Source organism: Streptococcus sp. HMSC074F05, from assembly GCF_001808725.1.
Classification (GTDB): Bacteria; Bacillota; Bacilli; order Lactobacillales; family Streptococcaceae; genus Streptococcus; species Streptococcus parasanguinis_I.
The window spans coordinates 47,372-66,144 of sequence record NZ_KV794410.1; the positions used below are offsets into that span (position 1 = coordinate 47,372).

At 43.4% G+C, this 18,773-nt stretch carries 14 protein-coding genes; 1 reads left to right on the plus strand and 13 read right to left on the minus strand.

The window, feature by feature from the left end:
- Nucleotides 1–37: 37 nt before the first annotated feature.
- The 12 genes from HMPREF2685_RS03485 to HMPREF2685_RS03540 all read right to left on the minus strand — a co-directional run bounded on the left by HMPREF2685_RS03485 (nucleotide 38) and on the right by HMPREF2685_RS03540 (nucleotide 15,630).
- Nucleotides 38–601, minus strand: coding sequence for an NAD(P)H-dependent oxidoreductase (locus HMPREF2685_RS03485; RefSeq protein WP_003004666.1), 564 nt, complete (start codon nucleotides 599–601; stop codon nucleotides 38–40).
- Complete coding sequence (locus HMPREF2685_RS03490) at nucleotides 601–1,194, minus strand: TetR/AcrR family transcriptional regulator (RefSeq protein WP_070465310.1); 594 nt, start codon at nucleotides 1,192–1,194, stop codon at nucleotides 601–603. Before HMPREF2685_RS03490 ends, HMPREF2685_RS03485 begins: the two co-directional genes overlap by 1 nt.
- Before the next feature lie 194 nt (nucleotides 1,195–1,388).
- The gene (locus tag HMPREF2685_RS03495) at nucleotides 1,389–2,693 is read right to left on the minus strand and encodes a response regulator transcription factor (RefSeq protein ID WP_070465313.1); all 1,305 of its coding nucleotides are present in this window, start codon (nucleotides 2,691–2,693) and stop codon (nucleotides 1,389–1,391) included.
- Between the two features lie 10 nt (nucleotides 2,694–2,703).
- On the minus strand, nucleotides 2,704–4,350 hold the full coding sequence (locus tag HMPREF2685_RS03500) for a sensor histidine kinase (RefSeq protein ID WP_070465317.1): 1,647 nt from the start codon (nucleotides 4,348–4,350) through the stop codon (nucleotides 2,704–2,706).
- 2 nt (nucleotides 4,351–4,352) lie between these two features.
- Complete coding sequence (locus HMPREF2685_RS03505) at nucleotides 4,353–4,964, minus strand: YesL family protein (protein WP_070465320.1); 612 nt, start codon at nucleotides 4,962–4,964, stop codon at nucleotides 4,353–4,355.
- Between the two features lie 171 nt (nucleotides 4,965–5,135).
- Nucleotides 5,136–6,617 (minus strand): ABC transporter substrate-binding protein, encoded by a 1,482-nt coding sequence (locus HMPREF2685_RS03510; protein WP_070465323.1) that lies wholly within the window; start codon nucleotides 6,615–6,617, stop codon nucleotides 5,136–5,138.
- A 79-nt stretch (nucleotides 6,618–6,696) separates the two neighbouring features.
- The gene (locus tag HMPREF2685_RS03515) at nucleotides 6,697–7,629 is read right to left on the minus strand and encodes a carbohydrate ABC transporter permease (RefSeq protein WP_003004100.1); all 933 of its coding nucleotides are present in this window, start codon (nucleotides 7,627–7,629) and stop codon (nucleotides 6,697–6,699) included.
- Between the two features lie 13 nt (nucleotides 7,630–7,642).
- On the minus strand, nucleotides 7,643–8,572 hold the full coding sequence (locus tag HMPREF2685_RS03520; protein WP_003009701.1) for an ABC transporter permease: 930 nt from the start codon (nucleotides 8,570–8,572) through the stop codon (nucleotides 7,643–7,645).
- Between the two features lie 226 nt (nucleotides 8,573–8,798).
- Nucleotides 8,799–10,679, minus strand: coding sequence for a beta-N-acetylhexosaminidase (locus tag HMPREF2685_RS03525; protein WP_070465326.1), 1,881 nt, complete (start codon nucleotides 10,677–10,679; stop codon nucleotides 8,799–8,801).
- The gene (locus tag HMPREF2685_RS03530) at nucleotides 10,673–11,542 is read right to left on the minus strand and encodes an ROK family protein (RefSeq protein ID WP_003009697.1); all 870 of its coding nucleotides are present in this window, start codon (nucleotides 11,540–11,542) and stop codon (nucleotides 10,673–10,675) included. The genes HMPREF2685_RS03525 and HMPREF2685_RS03530 overlap by 7 nt, the downstream gene beginning before the upstream one ends.
- An 85-nt stretch (nucleotides 11,543–11,627) precedes the next feature.
- Nucleotides 11,628–14,273 carry an alpha-mannosidase gene (locus HMPREF2685_RS03535; protein ID WP_070465329.1) on the minus strand — a complete coding sequence of 882 codons (2,646 nt, stop codon included), beginning with the start codon at nucleotides 14,271–14,273 and terminating at the stop codon, nucleotides 11,628–11,630.
- A gap of 76 nt (nucleotides 14,274–14,349) precedes the next feature.
- Nucleotides 14,350–15,630 carry a glycoside hydrolase family 125 protein gene (locus HMPREF2685_RS03540; protein ID WP_070465331.1) on the minus strand — a complete coding sequence of 427 codons (1,281 nt, stop codon included), beginning with the start codon at nucleotides 15,628–15,630 and terminating at the stop codon, nucleotides 14,350–14,352.
- A 214-nt stretch (nucleotides 15,631–15,844) separates the two neighbouring features.
- Between HMPREF2685_RS03540 and HMPREF2685_RS03545 the strand changes: the two genes are divergently transcribed.
- Complete coding sequence (locus HMPREF2685_RS03545; RefSeq protein WP_070465334.1) at nucleotides 15,845–17,920, plus strand: GH92 family glycosyl hydrolase; 2,076 nt, start codon at nucleotides 15,845–15,847, stop codon at nucleotides 17,918–17,920.
- Nucleotides 17,921–18,111: 191 nt separating this feature from the next.
- On the opposite strand, the gene HMPREF2685_RS03550 is transcribed toward HMPREF2685_RS03545, so the two are convergent.
- Nucleotides 18,112–18,669 (minus strand): DUF6287 domain-containing protein, encoded by a 558-nt coding sequence (locus HMPREF2685_RS03550; RefSeq protein WP_070465337.1) that lies wholly within the window; start codon nucleotides 18,667–18,669, stop codon nucleotides 18,112–18,114.
- Between the last annotated feature and the right edge of the window lie 104 nt (nucleotides 18,670–18,773).

An 18,773-nucleotide genomic window follows, 5' to 3' on the forward strand; every position in this document is an offset into this window, starting at 1 on the left:
CTTCTGCATGCTCTGTCATGACTTGTAACGCACGTTTTTAAATCCTTTTGGCTATCTGTGCGATTTTTTCGAGTTCTTCTTTCCGTTGACGATCACTCATATACTCCACTCGTGTAACTTGTGTCACTTTAACCGGTTTAATACCACAGGGTTTCAAGATTTGGGATTTTAGAACCTTTGCGTAGTCTTGAGAAAAAGGAAGAAAAATTTTTGGCGTATTATGCGTCGTAATGATCCACGCTTTTCCATCTAGTTGCCCCACCGGACCTCGAGGTCCATTCTGATAAGCAAAACCTGCAACAAAAACACGATCAATAAAACCTTTTAAAATAGCTGGCATTCCACTCCACCAAGTAGGGAAAATAAAAATCAACTGATCCGCCCAACTCAATAAATCTCTATACGGTTTCATGTCTTCATTATGCTGTAAATCTCTCCTTTTATGCCTTTCATCAAAACGTAAAACCGGATCAAAGTTTTCTTTATATAAGTCTACTATTTTAACCTCATGCTCTGGTGCTAAATGCTTTTGCACAGTTTGAAGGATTGATGCATTATAACTTGTTTCATTCGGATGTGAATAGATTATTAAAACATTCATCAGCTATCTCCTTTTATATAAATATCAAGCATCGTTCTAACGGTCTTTTGAACATCATTTTCTTTAAAGCTTTCTCCAACGGGACTCCTTACCAATAGAGCCAAACCAGCAATAAAACTCCAAAAATGGATCAAAATTTCTGCGTCACTACTAGAAAGATTTTCCTCATCTTTAAGTCTTAACGCTACCGACTTAAAATGTTCAAATCCTGGTAAAGAGGAGTTGACTGAAATAGTTTCCTGAGATAACTCCAAATAGTTATATGGAAATTTGATAAATAATGCTTCAAATAGATAGGGTTCCTCTTGGGCAAACCTTACAAAGTTACAGCCCATCAGAGTTAGTTGAGTTCTTGCATCTATAGAAGTATCAATCCCTTGTATCATATTTTTCAAAAAGAACATTGATAAGTGTTCCATAACCACTTGAATATATCTATCTTTACTTCCAAAATGCTTATAGGGAGCTCCATGAGTCACCCCGCATTTTTGAGCTATTGTACGCATAGACATCCGGTCAATCCCGTTAGTTCTGATTTCTTCAATGCCGACCAAAATTAACTTTTCTTTCAGTTCTTCCGTATTCCGTTTCATTTGACCACCTTTCCTTATCAAAGTATACGCCGTCTACTTTTTAAAGTATACACTGTCTACTTATATTTGTCAAATAAAAAATACTCAAAACTTAGCTTCAGGGTCTCTGACCTTCTGTCACGTACTCACCTAAGGAAAGTTTCTAAGAAGACTTTATCTTCAATCAAAAGGCTGAGACAAATCGTCTCAGCCTTTTACTCATCTTCTGCATGCTCTGTCATGACTTGTAAGCGATAGGTTTTAGGCGATTTTCCACAGAGTTTACGGAAAACCTTATAAAAATAGCCTACATTACTGTAACCGACCTTATAGCAGATATCTTCAATACTGTCATTGGTCGATAAGAGGAGCTGCTGGGCCGCCTTAATCCGCTGTTTATTGAGGAGTTCTGCGAACGTTGCATTGGTTTCTCGTTTAATCAATTGGCCTAAATAGACTGGATTGATAAAGAGAGCCTGACTGATGTCCTTGAGCGACAGCTCTTTTTGGTAATCACGGCTAATCACTTGGAGGACACTCGCTACATTTTCGTTCATCCGATAGTGGGATAAGAAACGGGACAGCTCTTCCTGGATGAAGCTAATCATCTCGCTAAAGGTAGCAGCTTCTTGGACTTTCTTGACCACATCGGCCAAATCATCTCCTTGCAGGTATTCAAACAAATGAAAGACATCCATCAAAAATTGGATAAAGAGCTGCTTGGTCAACGAAACCTTGGGTGTCTTCTCAAGGATCATTTTTTCCAACCAGTCCAGTTCTTCTAAGATCTGTTGGATATTTCCTTGCATGATCACCCGGTAGGCCGGCTCGTAGTAATGGAAGACCTCTTCATCTTGATTGAGAGGGGTCGCTCCATAAAAGAGGCTCCGCTCTACTAGGTCCTTAAATTGACGAAAGTGCTCTTTATAAGGAGGCTCAAAGGCCTTCTCAATCATGGCTTCTTCTTCTTGATCTGAGATAAAGAGTTGAAGATTTTGCCCGAGAACTTGGTAAGACGAGCTGATAAAGCCTTTTTTCTCCTTAGCAACCCCAATCCACAGTGAGTTTCGTCCTGCGATATACCGACAAAACTCTTCCTCTGAGATATCATCGTGAATCAAGCGGTTGGCCAACTCTTGGCTTGGTTGCTGGATTTGGTGCTGGATTTTTTCTAGGATATTGCCCATCTCCACCTTATTGACAGGTTTGAGCAGGTAGTCTGCCACGCGCAAATTGAGGGCTGTCTTGACATATTCAAAATCCTGATAGCCTGACATAATGATAAAAGCAGCATCTGGGATCAAATCCTTCATCTCAGCAATCATCTGAAGTCCGGTCTTTCCAGGCATATTGACATCCGTGATCACCACATCCACCGGATGCTCTCGCACATAATCAAGGGCCTGGTCTGCATCTTCTGCAGTTGCGACCACTTCCATATTCCAGTGGTCAAAGGGGATTAATTTTTTTAACCCTTCTGTAATCATATACTCATCGTCTACTAATAAGACTTTGTACATTCTGTCTCCTTTATTCATCTTGAATAGTTATCGTATAGGTCACTCCATGGTGAGGTTGGGAGAAGACTTGGATATGGTAGCGATCTCCAAAATAGAGTAGCATACGTTCATGGACATTGACGATTCCGATGGACTGCCGGCCACTCTTTTCTTCGATTTCTGAGCGTGGATTGCGATTGGCTAGTATCTCTTGAATTTTTTCTTGCTGTTCTTCTTCCATTCCGCGCCCATTATCAGTAACTAGGATCATGACTTGCCCTTCTCCTTGCAAGACTTTGACACTAATCACATTGTCCTTGCGTTTGTGATCCACTCCATGTGCAAAATAGTTCTCGACCAAAGGCTGGATGGTGAATTTTGGAATCTTCATCTTTTCCAAGCCTGGATCGATCTTAAAGCCATAGGCAATCGATTTTGGATAACGCACCATACAGAGGTAGCTGTATTTGCGACAAAATTCGAGCTCATTTTCAACTGTCGTCACTCGCTCATCTGAGATATTATTTCGCAAGAGACTACTAAACTCATAGATAATATCACCCAATTCATCTTGCTCTTGCATGACGGCATACATCCGGATAAATTCCAGTGTATTGTACATGAAGTGGGGATTGATCTGGGCTTGTAAGGCCCGCATATTGGCGTCTTTTTGGCTGAGCTGCAGCTGGTAGATATCCCGAATGTTCTTATCCATATTGTCTAACATGGTATTGATCATATCCCCGATAACCAAGAGTTCTTGGTCCTTCGTGGACGTATCAATCCGTCGTTCGCTATCGCCTTGACTGATCTGATTCATGGTATCGACCAAGTCGAGGACTTGACGCCGGTAATTTTTGAAAATCTGCCGTAATAACAAGTAAAGGATCAAGAAAATTAGGAAAGCAATGGAGAGAAAAGTGGTCAGATTAGCTAGACCCTTCTTGACCAGATAACTTTCAGAAACAGCTACATCCACCTTGTAGCCATAGATCGTGCTGCGGGTTTGCCATTTAACATCCTTTGATTGCCCCTTATCCCCTTCATGGTACATCTCTTTCCCAAAGGGAGTGAAGATCCGCACAGCGACCGGAAGATCGCCCCTGGCGTTATCAATCGCTGCCGTCAAAATTTCTTGGTTCAGCGTCATATAAGCAATCCCAACTCCAGCACCCGTAGTCGGATCTGTCAAAGGAACCGGAATGGCTGTCGCAGGAGCCTTGTAATGGTCCGCTGAGACTTGCTTGCCTCCCTGTGATTGCCGGGTAGAGACAAATACCGTCTTGTAATCAGACAAGGTGACATCGATACCCTCGATGTTTTTATTGCTCAAATAGAGACTGTCAATATTCTTATGTAGGGACAATTGGATATAAGAAGGGAATTGGGCATTCAATCGCCAAGTCTCATACTCCGATGGTGACAAGGTAAAATAGCGATAAACTCCTTCTAATTTTGCAGGGTTCTCAACGAGGCTACGACCTTCTTGTGTGACCCGTTGATAAGAGGTCTCAAGATCCGTCACCACTTCGGTCAAGACCCGTTGGGAGATCCGGTCGGCTTCAGCTTGCTGGTTTTTCCAAGAGATCCCCGCGACGACCAGGCCCATAATGGTCAAAATGACCACCATGACATAGGCGTAGAATTTTAAAAGCGTACTTAACCAGATTTTTTTCATCGTTAGGATACCAATTTTTCGTGGATGTTTTGATAAACAGGGTCAAAGATATCATTGACAAAGAAATGCCATACACCGATCAAGACGAAAAAGAGAAGGGCTGGCATATAGTAGCTAATGACGCCAAGTAGCGCAGTTCCAAGGATGAACTTCAGAACCGGACGAATGTCCAGCAACATTCCGATCAAACTGAGCTTGATACTATTGGCATAAGAGAGATCGAAATGAACTTGCAATTTCAAATAAACGGCGTAAGCTAGAGGCGCAACCAAGAGAAAAACCAGATTAAACAAAAGAACCAAAATTTGGAAGAAATTCAAGTGAGGAATCTGGATCATGAGGTACATGCCATAGAGAAGAACCCCTTCAATGGCAAAGAAGGTATAAAAGACTTGATTAGCCGGGCGTAGATTTTCTTTGAAGAGTTCCCAAGCGCGTGACCAATGATAGTCCTTGTAGGTCATGCCATTTTCCGCATAGAGGCTCATGATAGTGGCACTAGCTGGTCCTACTCCTAGCAGAATGCCCCCACAGATCGTCAAGACCCAAAAAATCCCTGTTACCAGCATGGCAACATAGACTCTCGTAAAAATGAACTCGATGATTTTTCCCATCATTCAGCCTCTTTTCCAATTAGTGATTCTATTATATCATAAAAATAAAACGCTTTCCTCATATTTGCATTAGTAAATTGAAATATTGATTTTCATTTCCAGGATTCATTTTCATAAAAACTTAAAAAGGCTCTGGAGATCCCTCCAAAGCCTTTTCACACGACCTGTTTCTTATTTTTTAGAAGCAAGGAATTCGTCGTATTGTTTTTGCATTTCGTCAAGCACTTTTTGGTAAGCACCTTCTGATTTCAATTTTTCAAGCATCTTAGGAACTTCTACTTCAGGATCCACAGTACCAGTATTGATCGCACCTGCGAATTGGTTCAAAGTATTTGTAAGAGCAGTGATTTCTGATTTCACTTTATCTGTGTTAAAGATGAAACCAAGTGCTGGAGATTCTTTTGCAGTTTCCAAGTCTTTCTTAGATTGTGCAATTTGTTCATCTGTTACGTTTTCGTTGATGTAAAGGATCCAGTTGTTACCAGTGTTCCATCCAGACATGTGAGTGTTTCCGTTGTAGCCATCCAAGACTTTGACACGGTTTTCTTTACCTTCAACTTTTTCCCAGTTCTTGCCTTCTGGTCCGTAAACAAGACCGTTCAAGAGTTCTGGGTTTGTATTCAAGAGGTTCAATACTTCCATTGCTTTTTCTTTGTTCTTAGAGTTGTTTGAGATAACAAAGTTAGCTACTTGAGTGGTATTGTTCTTCTTGTAAAGTTCAGTAAATGGTTTGATGTCGATCTTACGGTTTGCTACACGAGTAAGCAAGCTGTTACCGTAGTCAGCTGGTCCTACTGTTTCTTCACGAACCAACCAAGTATCTTGAGAAAGGTCATAACCAGTATCGCTTGTTGCTACGTCTTTTGGAATGTATCCTGCTTCGTAGTATTTGTGAAGAGTCTTCAAGTTTTCTACATAACGAGGGATTGTGTAACGGTCAACGATCTTCGTAGTGTCACCTTTCAAGTCAACAACGAATGGAAGTCCATCAACAGCCACATAGTCGAAGTCATCTGAAGGTCCACCGTAGCTCTTGTTCATGGCAAATGGAACAACGTTTGGATCTTTTTCTTTAATGGCTTTCAAAACTGGTTCAAGAGAAGCATAGTCTTTGACATTTGAGATGTCGATACCATATTTTTCAACAAGTGGTCCGTTGAAGGCAAAGTTTTGAGAAGATGCAACGTTGGCTGCTACTGGAACAGCATAGATCTTGCCGTTTACAGTATTCCCTTTGATGTAAGCTGGGTCAAGTGCTTTGTAAAGGTCTTTCCCTTCTTTCTTGTACAATTCTGTCAAGTCAGCATAAGCACCTTTTTGAGCGTTGATCACGTAGTTATTAGCAAAGGCGATATCATAGTTTTCACCAGATGAGATGATAACGTTCATTTTTTGTGCGTAGTCACCCCAACCAAGGTATTGGATATCCAATTTTGCGCCGACTTTCTTTTCAATGATCTTGTTGGCATTTTTAAGAAGAACATCCAAGTTATCTGGTTTGTCACCGATTTGATACATCTTGATGATTGGTTTACCATCTTCAGTTGTTGCAGATTTCTTGTTGTTACCTGTAAGGCTTCCACAAGCAGCAAGAGTAGCTCCAAGAGCGATGACACTAGCAGATGCTAACGCATATTTTTTCCAATTTTTCATAAGAAAAATCTCCTTTATGTTATTTTCTTTTTAGACTAAGTTATGAGTTGAAAATCCTGTTGATTTTCAATGAACGATGTTATTCTTTCACACCACCGATGGTCAAGCCTTTTACAAAGTAGCGTTGGAAGAATGGATAGAGAATGGCGATTGGCACTGTTGCCACAACCACCATGGCCATACGTCCTGTTTCCCGTGGGATGGATTGTACAGCTCCTGCCAATTGGCCGGATACCCCGACGTTTTTAGCGATGTAATCCATATTGTTTTGGATTTGCATCAAGAGGTATTGCAATGGGTAAAGGTTGTCACTCTTAATATAGAGGAGGGCGTTGAACCAGTCGTTCCAGAATCCTAAAGCAGTGAACAAACTGATGGTCGCAATCCCTGGTAGAGACAATGGCAAGCAGATTTGGAAGAAGATCCGTGTTTCACTTGCCCCATCGATCCGAGCGGATTCAAGGATGGCTTCTGGAATGGTCCGTTTAAAGAAGGTCCGCATCAAGATGATGTTAAATGGACTGAGCAACATTGGGATAATCAAAGCCCCGATGGTATCACCTAACTGCAAGAGTTGAGTGGTCACAATGTAGCTTGGAACCAACCCTGCACTAAAGAGCATACTAAGGAGTGAAAATACGGTAAAGAACTTGCGGTATTTAAAGGTACTCCGTGAGATTGCGTAAGCATAGGTTGTGGTGATAAAGACATTACATGCTGTTCCCACAATGGTCACAAACAAGGTAATGAAGAGGGCTTGCAAGATTTTGTCTTTGAACTGTACTAAGAAGAGGTAACCATCAAATCCAAATTTTGCTGGCCAGAATTGGAAGCCATGGACTGCCAAACTTTGTTCGTCTGTCAAAGAGATCATGACAACGAAGATGAAGGGAAGCACACAGGTCAAGCCGACCAAGGTCAACAACAAGGTAAAGAAGAAGTTGCTCTTCTTACTGAAAGAATGGATCCCGACATTATCAATTTTTTCTTTTTGAATGGTTGATTTTTTCATACGATCCTCCTTTCTAGAAGAGAGCGGCATTCTTATCAATGCGACGGGCAATGATATTTGAGATCAAAACAAGAACCAAACCGACTACCGATTGGTAAAGACCGGCTGCTGCTGTCATCCCGATATCCCCTGACTTGGTCAGACCGTTGTAGACATAAACATCAATAACGTTTGTCACACTATAGAGCGCTCCAGCATTATGCGGGATTTGGTAGAAAAGACCGAAGTCTGCGCGGAAGATATTTCCGACTGCAAGAATGGTCAAAACCGTAATCAAGGAAGACAACTGAGGAATGGTGATGTTGCGAATGCGTTGCCACTTAGACGCACCATCCACGGTCGCTGCTTCATAGTAAGTTGGGTCAATTCCCATGATGGTTGCATAGTACATGACACTGCTATAACCAAAGCCTTTCCAGATTCCTAAGAAGAGGAGAAGCGCTGGCCAGATCCACAATTCCGAGTAGAAATTGATGGCTTTCATACCAAATGAAGTTAAGATGTGGTTGACCAATCCTTTGTCCACGTTCAGGAAGGCATCGGTGAAGAAGCTGATGATAACCCATGATAGGAAGTATGGGAAGAGCATGGAGGTTTGAAGCACCTTGACCACTCTTTTTGATCTCAACTCACTAAAGATGATGGCGATCCCAACGGAAACAATCAATCCTAAGAAAATGAATCCTAAGTTGTACAATACCGTGTTTCTTGTAATAATGTAGGCATCTTTGGAACTAAAGAGGAATTTGAAGTTGTCAAAGCCAACCCACTTACTCTTCATGACACTGTCAATGAAGCCCTCTCCCGTAATATGATAGTCCTTAAATGCTACGATATTCCCAAAAACCGGAATATAGAAGAATAAGATTAACCACGCTGCACCAGGTAAGACCATTAAAAGAAAAATGAAATTTTCTCTCAGAGTCCTTACAAACTTTTTCATTTAACTCCCCCCTTTGAGCCTTGAGCGTGTTTATTTGCTTTGGTAGCGTTTACATCACCTATTATAAGATAGCCCATTTACATTTTCAAACTCCTAATTATAGAAAAAATTCTACAAATTTATGACATAGTTTTAAAAAAGAGTAGAAAAGGGTGGTCGTAAAGACAGCTCCTCTTCTACTCCTATCGACCATGGATGAGATTTCTGTCATCCGACTTGGCATTTTTTACGTTGTATAAATGGTTGAGGCAGTCGCAATAGTATGCCACTGATTAGCCGTTGTGGCTGCGAAGTCCTGATCTCCGTAGAAATCGTTGAATGGCAAGATTTCTACTTCTAGTTCATCGATACATGTGATGGAACCAGCTAGATAGTCTTCAATCCGACTTTCAGCTCGCTTGATCCGTTGCAAGAGTCCACCCATCCGGATGTCTACGGTATCCAAGCCAAAGACCTTGTTTTCTTTCAACCATTGGTGGCTAAAGAGGTCATGGAAGGTTTCAATCTGGCTTCTGAGTTTTGGCAATTCTCCTCTAGCGATTTGTTGCAAGCTCTCTTTATCACCTGCTTGATAGGCCTCACGAATGCGTCGGCCCACATCCACTTTATTACTTAAAATGGCATTCAACTGAGCCTGAGTCTCAAAGAGATAGGCGTAGACACCAGCTTTTTCTTTAATGTCAGAAAGAATTTCAGCCGCCTTGGCAAAGTATGGCTTGTCCTGTTCAGGAGTCATGTGCTTGTCAAGGATTGGGCAAAGAACATCCTGATAAAAGACATAGCGGTTAGGATTGATACCACTGAGATTGTCTGGTAGGTCTGGCAAGAGGTTGGCAAGATCCAGCTGCATAAAGTCCTCAACAGATAGACCTGTATTAGTCTTGAAGTGGGCAGATAGACGCTCTAAATCATTGCGATAGCTAAGTTCTGCCCAGATTTGCAAGCTTGGCAAGATAGAGAACTGGGCTGTTTCCCCACCATTGTCCCCCCAACCCGTCACGATAACTTCCTTGATTTGGTTGGCACGGCAAGCTTTATTGGCTTCTACTGCAATGAGACGGCTGAAATGGTTGTGGGGCGTAAAACCAATCCACTTCCAAGCCCCACCTGCAAAGGCAATATCCTGGCTAATCTTGTGGTGGTTACTGAAGTTACGATTGTATTTTTCTTCGCTATCCTGATAATAATCCCAGTAAACCAAGGTCACACGGTCTTTGAGACGGTCAAGATAAACACGAGTTTCTTCTGGAATTTCGACATCACGGTCGTACTGGCCATCTGCTGACATGAGTTTGAAGAACATATCGCTCCACATCTGGCAGTGGAAACCATACTTATCGGCAATATCCAGCACGCGCTCCAAGTGTTGACACATGAGGAGGCTACGATCCACCACACCATTTAGGATAAGGTAGCGTCCCAAACCAACCAGGTGGGCTTCGTCCATCCCGATATTGACCTTGCGAGTTTGTAGTTTAGACAACGTCGCAAACATACCGTCAATCAGGTCGTAAACTTTTTCTTCACCGATGAGAAGAATATCTTCTACATCGCGGAGCTCTTGCACTTCTTTGACGCCCCATTTGACAAAGGCTGATAAGTGAGCCAAAGTTTGGATACATGGCACAAAGGTCATGTCAAACTGCTGGGCGTAGCTTTCGATTTCCTGTAACTCTTCAGCTGAGTATGCTCCACGGAAATAACCAAAGTAAGGTTGTCCTTCAATTTGATAAGTGTCTTCCATGTAGAGCTCAAAGGTTGAATAACCCATCAGAGCCAAGACTTCAATCATCTGCTTGGCAGATGCGACATTGAGCACGGCATTGCGCGAACAGTCCGCCATATAGGCTAAATCTTCATAGGCCGCCTGCTCTTCAATCTCTACCTTGTCCCCTTCTGCTAAAGCTGTTGCGAGCACAGATAAGGCACGGTAGAGTTGATGAGGTTTACGGTAGGTCAATTGATACTGCCCATTCTCCCCCTTGATAGAGATGGAAGCATGGTCAGACTGAGCGACTGCCACTTCTACATCTGGTAGAGAAATGTGATTTTGGAGCAACTCTAAAGCTTGCGCTTGTTTACTGTTGATTCCGGTAAAACTTACCATTGGTTTTCCTCCTGTAACCAGTTGACAAGGGCACCGTAGAGATTGGCATCTGCCTGATAGGTGCAAGCTTGAATGACTGGAGCGATGGTATATTCTTCATATCTTTCCACAAAGGCATCTACGGCTTTTTGCACGCCTTTGATAAAATCAGGGTTCTGACTGATAGAGCCGCCTAGACTAATCACATCTGGATCAATCAGGTACTGGATATTGAGCAGTCCTTGAGCAAGATTACGATTCATGCGCTCAATAGCTTCTTGGCAAAGGGCATTACCTGCTGCCGCCTCTTGGTACACCTTGCGGCCATCCCAATCGGTTTGACCAGATTTTTCAATCACATAGCGAACCATGTTTCCTGTAGAAGCGAGTTGTGACCAGTTATTGAGTCTTTCTGCGGGCTCGATTGTGGTCATGTAGCCAAACTCACCGCCCAAACCATGACGACCACGGTGTAGCTTCCCATTGATAATCATGGCTCCACCGATTCCTGTACCAATCACGACACAGGCTGCATTTTCAATCTCAGGATGAGCTAGCAGTTCACTGAGTCCAACACAGTTGGCATCATTTTCTAGGTGGATAGGAAGCTTATGATGAGCAAGCGCCTCATACCATGAAAAACCATGGATGTAAGGAATGGCACTGATCCCTTCAATTACCCCTGTTTCTTGATGAACGGCTCCTGGCACACTCATGGCAATCCCACGGTAGTCACGTTCTGACAATCGCTGATCCAACCAAGCTAGCAACTCTTCCAGAGTCTCTGGCGTTGCGGTGCTGGCCTTATCTAAAATCTTTCCATCAGGAGTTAGACTAGCAAACTTAATGCCAGTCCCTCCGATATCAATCGTTGCAATGGTCATTGCTTTTACCTGTAAAAAGGAGCGAATCAGCAGTCGGTTCTTACTCTTTTCGCTCCTCCTTTCTTTTTATGTTATCTTTTTGAAATTAGATTTCTTCTTTTTTGATCAATTCTGTACGAATTTCTTGTGGTGCCAATAGTCCTGAATGAACTGGATATGGGCGTTCCAATAAGTCAAGAATGGTTTGTTGTTTTTCAGACACGCGAACATTTTCTTGACTCATATTGTAGTAACGAAGGACGTATCCTTCTTCATTTTCAGCCACCTTAAAGGCTGTTGGGCAGACTTGTGGCAAGTTGAGGGCTGCATGGTTGAAGAGACTACCTGTTGCAGCAACTCTACCTTCTTGTTTTGCAACTTGAAGAGCTGTAAATGGCACCTGGAAGGCTTTAGCACGACGGAAGGCCGAGAAGCGTTCCCCTGCTTGATGGCATTCTACTGCAAACTCAACTTCGATATCGCGCAAGCACTGAGCTTCTGGCGTTGGGAAGTAGCCCCAGTCACCTAGCTCACCTGAAGCACGGAGAAGGGTTACAGCCATGGTGTCGTCCTCAAGGATTTCGTATTCGTGCAATCCTTTATTGGCTACTGTCACTCCTTTAACATCGTCATACAAGCTAACAAAGGCTTGTTGGTGTTGTGGATTTTCAGGATTTTCCCAAGAAGCTGCTGGTTTATTTGGTCTTGTAACAACTTCATAGATGCTTTCAGAATCATTACTTGGGCGTGTGTTATGAGTTTTGACCAAGAGACGAATGCGGTGGTCTTTGGCTGTATTGGTAAAGCGAGTCTTGAAGCGAATTTGTGGATCATCTACAAAAATGGTCATCTCCGTTTCAAGAGGAATGGTTGTCAACTCTTCTGAACGACCTGCATCTCGTTTCATGAACTCGATGATACCTCTTTGTTCAGCATCCAATTTTTCATCTGCGCTAACTGGAATAGTCAAGTCATGTTTGAGCAAAACCTTAGCATAGCGAGCATTGTTTTCCAGAATTTCATAACCTTTCAGTTTTGCGAAAATTGGCTCTGTTCCTTTTGGTTGGAAATAAATGTACTCATTCCCGATATCGCCACGGTCCTCAAATTGGATAAAGTCCTCGTAAGCTTCGTTTGTAGTCTTGTCGTAGACTGTGATACCTTCATCTACACTTACTGTCACAAATGGAGTATCAATAACTCCATTTTGGAAGATACCATCGCTTTGTGCTGCTGGCCCTTCGACTAGTTGGAAGCTTGACCAAGAAAGTGGTGCAAGGTGAATTGGAATTGTCACGCGCACTTGACGTGCAATATAAGGTTGACGGAATTTATCCTTAGGCAGGGTATAGCCAAAGCTTGCTCCCAAGTCCTCAATCTCTGCTTCTACAAGATGTCCATCTAAATCCTCTACATGGTAGTCTGGCAAGCTCAAAGCAGCCATTTTCTTGAAGCCTTCTGTCGGATGCAATTCCTTAAATGGACAAACCGCAACATCGACAATCGTGCTGACGGTGTCCACCTTATTATGCAAGCCAGTGTTGATGACCGTAAAGAGGTGCTCACTCTGGGCTTTTTGAGTCGCTAGTTTACCCTTCCATTCGTTCAGAAGGTTGGTCTTGACAAAGTTTCCGACTTGGTTGACCTTGGCAAAACGAACTTCCATTTCACGGTGAACATCATCTACGCTACATCCACAAATACTATCGTGTGGCGCATTTTGTAAGAGTGTCTTCCAAGCATAGGTCAATTGATCCTTATGGTTGTGCCCACCAGTAATGATGGTCAAAGGTTCCACCACTTGCTCGAGCAAGTTGCTGTTTTCTTGGAAGGCTTGTTTGAGGTAAATACGTGAAGAAGAGGTATTAGCAAGAGTGTACCAACCATCGGTTTCCTGACTGGTCAATTCTCCCGTAACCGTTGATAATTGTTCGGGAAGTGCACTTTCCACTGCTTGCACATATTCATCAAAGGAGCTATGAATAAAGGTCACGTCAGGGAACAGTTCGTTGGCCACGCGAATAGCTTCACTCAAGTTTCGTTGAACCGGTTGGTGGTCGCAGCCGTTCATCATTAACCATTGGTTGGTTGAGGCATAGTCGCGAACATCTGCCAATTTTTGTTTCCAGAAAGCCAAAGCTTCGTCTTTATCCACTGGAATTTCGTTCCCGTTACTGTACCAGTTGGCAAAGAGAATACCCAGCACACGGCTACCATCCGCCCCTTGCCAGTACATTTCAGAAAATTGAGAGGTGAATTGCTCATCTTCGAGGACTTGGTTGTCAAATCCGATTGGTTTGACCCCACGCCCAAAAGCTGCTACGTGAATGCCTGATTTTTGAAGGATTTGAGGAGCTTGCCCCATATTTCCAAAGGTATCTGGGAAGTAACCAATCTGAGTAGATTTGCCCCATTTGGCGCATTCAGCTTGTCCAATCAAGGTATTGCGGACATTGGCTTCGCTGGAGATCAGGTAATCATCCTGCAAGATGTAGAAGGGACCAATCTTGAGCTTGCCCTCGTCGATATAACGCTGCACCTTATCACGGTTTTCAGGGCGAATTTCTAAATAGTCGTCAAGGACAATGGTTTGGCCATCCAAGTGGAAACTTTTGAACTCAGGATCATTTTCAAAAAGATCAAACAGATTGTCAAACAGTTCCACCAATTGCATCCGGTGGCTTTCAAAAGGTAGATACCACTCACGATCCCAGTGGCTATGAGAGATGATATGTACAACAACATTTTCCATGAGTAAAACCTCATTCTAACTTAAATTTAAAGATCTATTTGTGATTCTTTACAAGAATCTGTTAAGCGACAGCTCATTAGCGAATATCCAAGTAATCCAAGACTAATTCACAGAACATCATGTTGGCCCAAGAGAACCATTCACGCGAGTATTTAGTTGGATCATCTACATGGAAACTTTCGTGCATGACGCCCGTGCCTCCATCGCAGGCAACCAACTGGTCCAGCAAATGTTTTTTCTCAGCTTTATCTGTCGTTGTCAATCCTTGAATGGATAAAGCAATCGGCCAGATATAGCGATAAAACGTATGAGAACTTCCTAGTCCACTTGCGTACTTCCCTTCATAGAAGTAGGGATTTTCAGGGCTCAAAATCGTCCGACGAGTAGCTTGGTAGACCTCATCGTCAATGGCGCAATATCCCAGATAAGGAGCTGCCAACAAGCTTGGCACGTTCGGATCATCCATGATGCTAGCATTTCCCAAACCGTCTACCTCAAAGGCATAGATTTTCTCACCCTTGCTATTAGTGGTGTAGGCATAGTTTTCGATGCCTTCTTGAATCTCAGCTTGCAGGCGTTTGGCATCTGCAATGATGCTTTCACTATCAGCTAGATTCAATGTTGCAAAGATTTCCTGGACATAACCCAAAACAACCACTGCAAACATATTGGACGGAATCAAGTAACTATACTGACAGCAATCATCACTTGGACGAAAGGCTGACCAGGTCATCCCTGTCACGGCGAAATCTGGCCCAAAGCCGTCATTCACCAGCGTGTCTTCCTTACGATCTGTATCCCGAACAAAGCGATAAGGGGAATTCTTGTGGTCTTGCTCCACTGTCCAGAGATGAAGGATTTCCTTGGTCGCTGTGACAAAGGTTTCATCAAATTGGCTAGTCTCACCAGTTTCCTTCCAAAGAAGATAAGCCAGTTGCAAGGGGTAGCAAAGCGAATCCACCTCATACTTGCGCTCCCAAATCCAGCCATTCAAATCGGTATGGTCGGTCTCGTGGTGACCCTTCCAGTTCTCCTCAATATTAAAAGAGTTGGCATAAGGATCCTTGAGGATCAAGGTCATCTGGCGTTTGACCAAACCAGCAATGGTCTGGCGCAAACGAGGGTCTCTTTTTGCCACATGAAGATAGGGTCTCAATTGAGCCGTTGAGTCACGCAGCCACATAGCTGGGATGTCCCCTGTTAACACAAAGGTTGAACCATCTTCTAAAATTTCAACTGTGTTGTCCAAAGTGTCTGTATAACAACGTTCAAAGACATCCACCCACTCCGGGTACTCCTTAGCTCGCTCAGCCACTTGATCCAACCATTCTCGCACAATTTCTTTTGAATAGGTCATTTATTTTCCTCACACGTATCGATTCTTTCCTATTCAGTATAAAAGATTTCAAAGGGGAAATACATACGCAAACTATAGCCCTTTTTCTACAAAATTTTCCATTTGATAAAAACGCTATCATATTTGACAACACTTTGATACAATGAAGAAAATACCACCGCGTATTCCAAGAAAGCACAGATCATTTAAGGTTGATGAAGAAAAAGGAGACAAGATGCGCACACAATGCCAGACCATCGATACCCGCTGGGGAAGCGATAATCATCCCCACTATTCCCACGGAAATACCCTTCCTTATACCGGAGTTCCTTTTGGAATGAACTACTTCCTTCCCCAGACGACACACGAACAAGGGGCTTGGTTTTTCAACCCCAATCTCCCTATTTTTCAGGGATTTCGCCTCACCCACCAGCCTAGTCCTTGGATAGGAGACTACGCTTGGTGCCTCATCACGCCCATCACAGGAAAAATTGCAAGTTCCGACCTCTTCCGTCGCCAAAGCAGTTATTCAATGAAAGAAGCTCTTTTCCAGCCCCACTACCTTCGTATTTTTTCGGAACGTTACCAGATTCAAAGCGAGCTGGTTCCAAGTCGCTACGGGGCTGTCATGCGCTTTCGAGCACCAGAAAAGCTAACACTCTGCTTTCATGCAGCAAAGGAACTAGAGGACTTGACTCTGACAGACCAAACCTGCCACTTCCGCATTCTGGATCAGGCCCATACTGCAGATACTTCCTACTCTTTCTATCTCCAGTGGCAATTTAGCCAGCCGATCGAGAACGTCACTCACATCGATCAAGATCTTTTTCTCACCTTTGCTAGCAATGAAGTGACCGTCCAATTAGGAACTTCTTATCTGTCCCAAGACATGGCTCACAGCCATCTTCCCAACCTTTCCCTAGAGGAAGCTAAAAAAGAAGCAGCCGATCAATGGAATCAGCTGCTAAAACGAATTGAAGTAAAAGATGCCGGAGGGCGTGACCAAGCCTTTTTCGACCATTGCCTGTACCGACTCCTCCTTTTCCCTCAAACCTTTTATGAAACAGATACCGAGGGAAATGACTGGCACCTGGATGTTGCCCATCAGGAAATCAAACCAGGAAAAGCTTATACGAATGTCGGATTTTGGGACCTCTTTCGGACCTCTTTTCCGCTCTTTAGCCTTGGCTACCCCGATTACTACCGTCACTTTCTCGAAGGATTTTTAAACACTTACAAGGATACTGGTTTTCTACCAAAATGGTTGGCCCCAGATGAACGAGGAATGATGCCAGGTACCCTCATCGATGGAGTCTTTGCGGATGCTGTCACAAAAGGGATCGCACCAGACCTACATGAAAACATTCTGACAGCCATGCTCCAGACAGCGCAAAAAACGGATCCCACGCAACATTTTGGTCGCCATGGCAATGAAAGCTACAAGGCCCTTGGCTACCTACCCGATGATTTTCACGAAAGTGTGAGCCATAGCCTAGATTACGCCTATAGTGATTTTTGCATTGCTACCGTTGCCAAGCAATTGGGTCAGACAGAAACAGCCACTCGGTATGCTGCTTCCAGCCTCTCCTACCGAACATTGTATGATGCCCAAACAGGCTTTATGAGAGCACGATCCACCAATGGAAACTTTAAAGAACCCTTCTCTCCTATCAGCTGGGGAGGAGATTATGCAGAATGCTCTGCCACCCAAGCTACTTTTGGAGCCTTACACGACCTCTCCGGTCTGATAGAGCTAATGGGCGGTAAAAAAGCCTTCACCCAACGACTGCTGGATCTGGCCAATCAAAAACCTCAATTTGATGTAAGAGGATATGGCTATGAAATCCATGAAATGAGTGAAATGGCCCAAGCCCCATTTGGGCAGATCGCCATCTCCAATCAACCCAGCTTTCACATTCCCTACCTCTTCCGTCACAGCCTTCATCCCGAATACACCAATCTCCTGATCCACCAGATCCGTTTCCAAGCTTTCCATCAAGATTTCCAAGCCTATCCAGGTGATGAGGACAACGGTAGCCTATCTGCTTGGTACATCTGGTCAGCCCTTGGACTCTATCCAACCTGCCCAGGAAAACCAATCTATGATCTGGGCCTTCCTCTCTTTAAAGAAGTCCTTCTCCATCTTCCCAAGCAAGAGCTCAAGATTTGCGCCAACTCACACACTGCAGGCGCCTATTTCATCCAAAAAGCCCTATTAGATGGCAAAGAAAAACAAGAGGTTTCCCATCAAGATCTCCTTGAAGCCCAATTGCTCCAGTTTGAGCTTTCTTGGCTTCCCCCACATACATAAGAAAAAGAGAGTGGGACAGAAATCGGTAATTCGTTAGAATTCGATTTCGTCGTCCCACCTCCGCACAGTTGAGTAGGGCTGTAAAAGCTGATGAAATCAGCGTAGTAGAGCCCACTCAACCACTGCGTCTTGCTCAACAATCCAAAAATAATTGAGAGGCTAGGACTTTTGTCCCAGCCTCTGTTTTTACATTATTCATCTCCTACATGATAGTAGATCGAGCCTTGTTCCCCAAAACTAGCGATACCAACACCAGACCATAAGCGGTTTTTAGAGGCATCTGATGTATCCTTAAAGACGACCTGTCCTTGATCATCGACTTGATCACCAATGGTCACTCCCGCAGGAATATACTCCAACAAGAAGCCTCCATCACGACCTCCATAAATGCCTTCTGAGGCGGTTCCATAATCCGTCAAAGAAGCTCCATAGCCCTCTAACTCTTGTGAGATCAACCCTTTGTCGTTAAAGACCAGCTTGTTTCCTTTATCATCTTGCCAGACCCCAGCAATACTGCTGTAATCTCCATTAGCAATAGCCTCAAGATCCATTTTCTTCACTTCTTTTTTCTCTTCTTTTTTTTCTTTCTCCTTCACTTCCGAACTAGAAGCAGCCGTCTTTTTGACCTCAGAAGAGGTCGTCGTTTGACTAGAAGAAGCCGGTGATTTTTTACTCACCCTCTGCTGCGAACAAGCTACCAACAGGACCACACTGAGAAGACTCACAAGAATTGCACCAACTTTTTTCATTTAACATTCCCCATACATTTTTTAATTTAAAGCCCTTTCATTGTAACGTATTTTCAAGCATTTGACAAGCTTTGCTCCCCATTTTTAATCAAAAAGAGACCGGG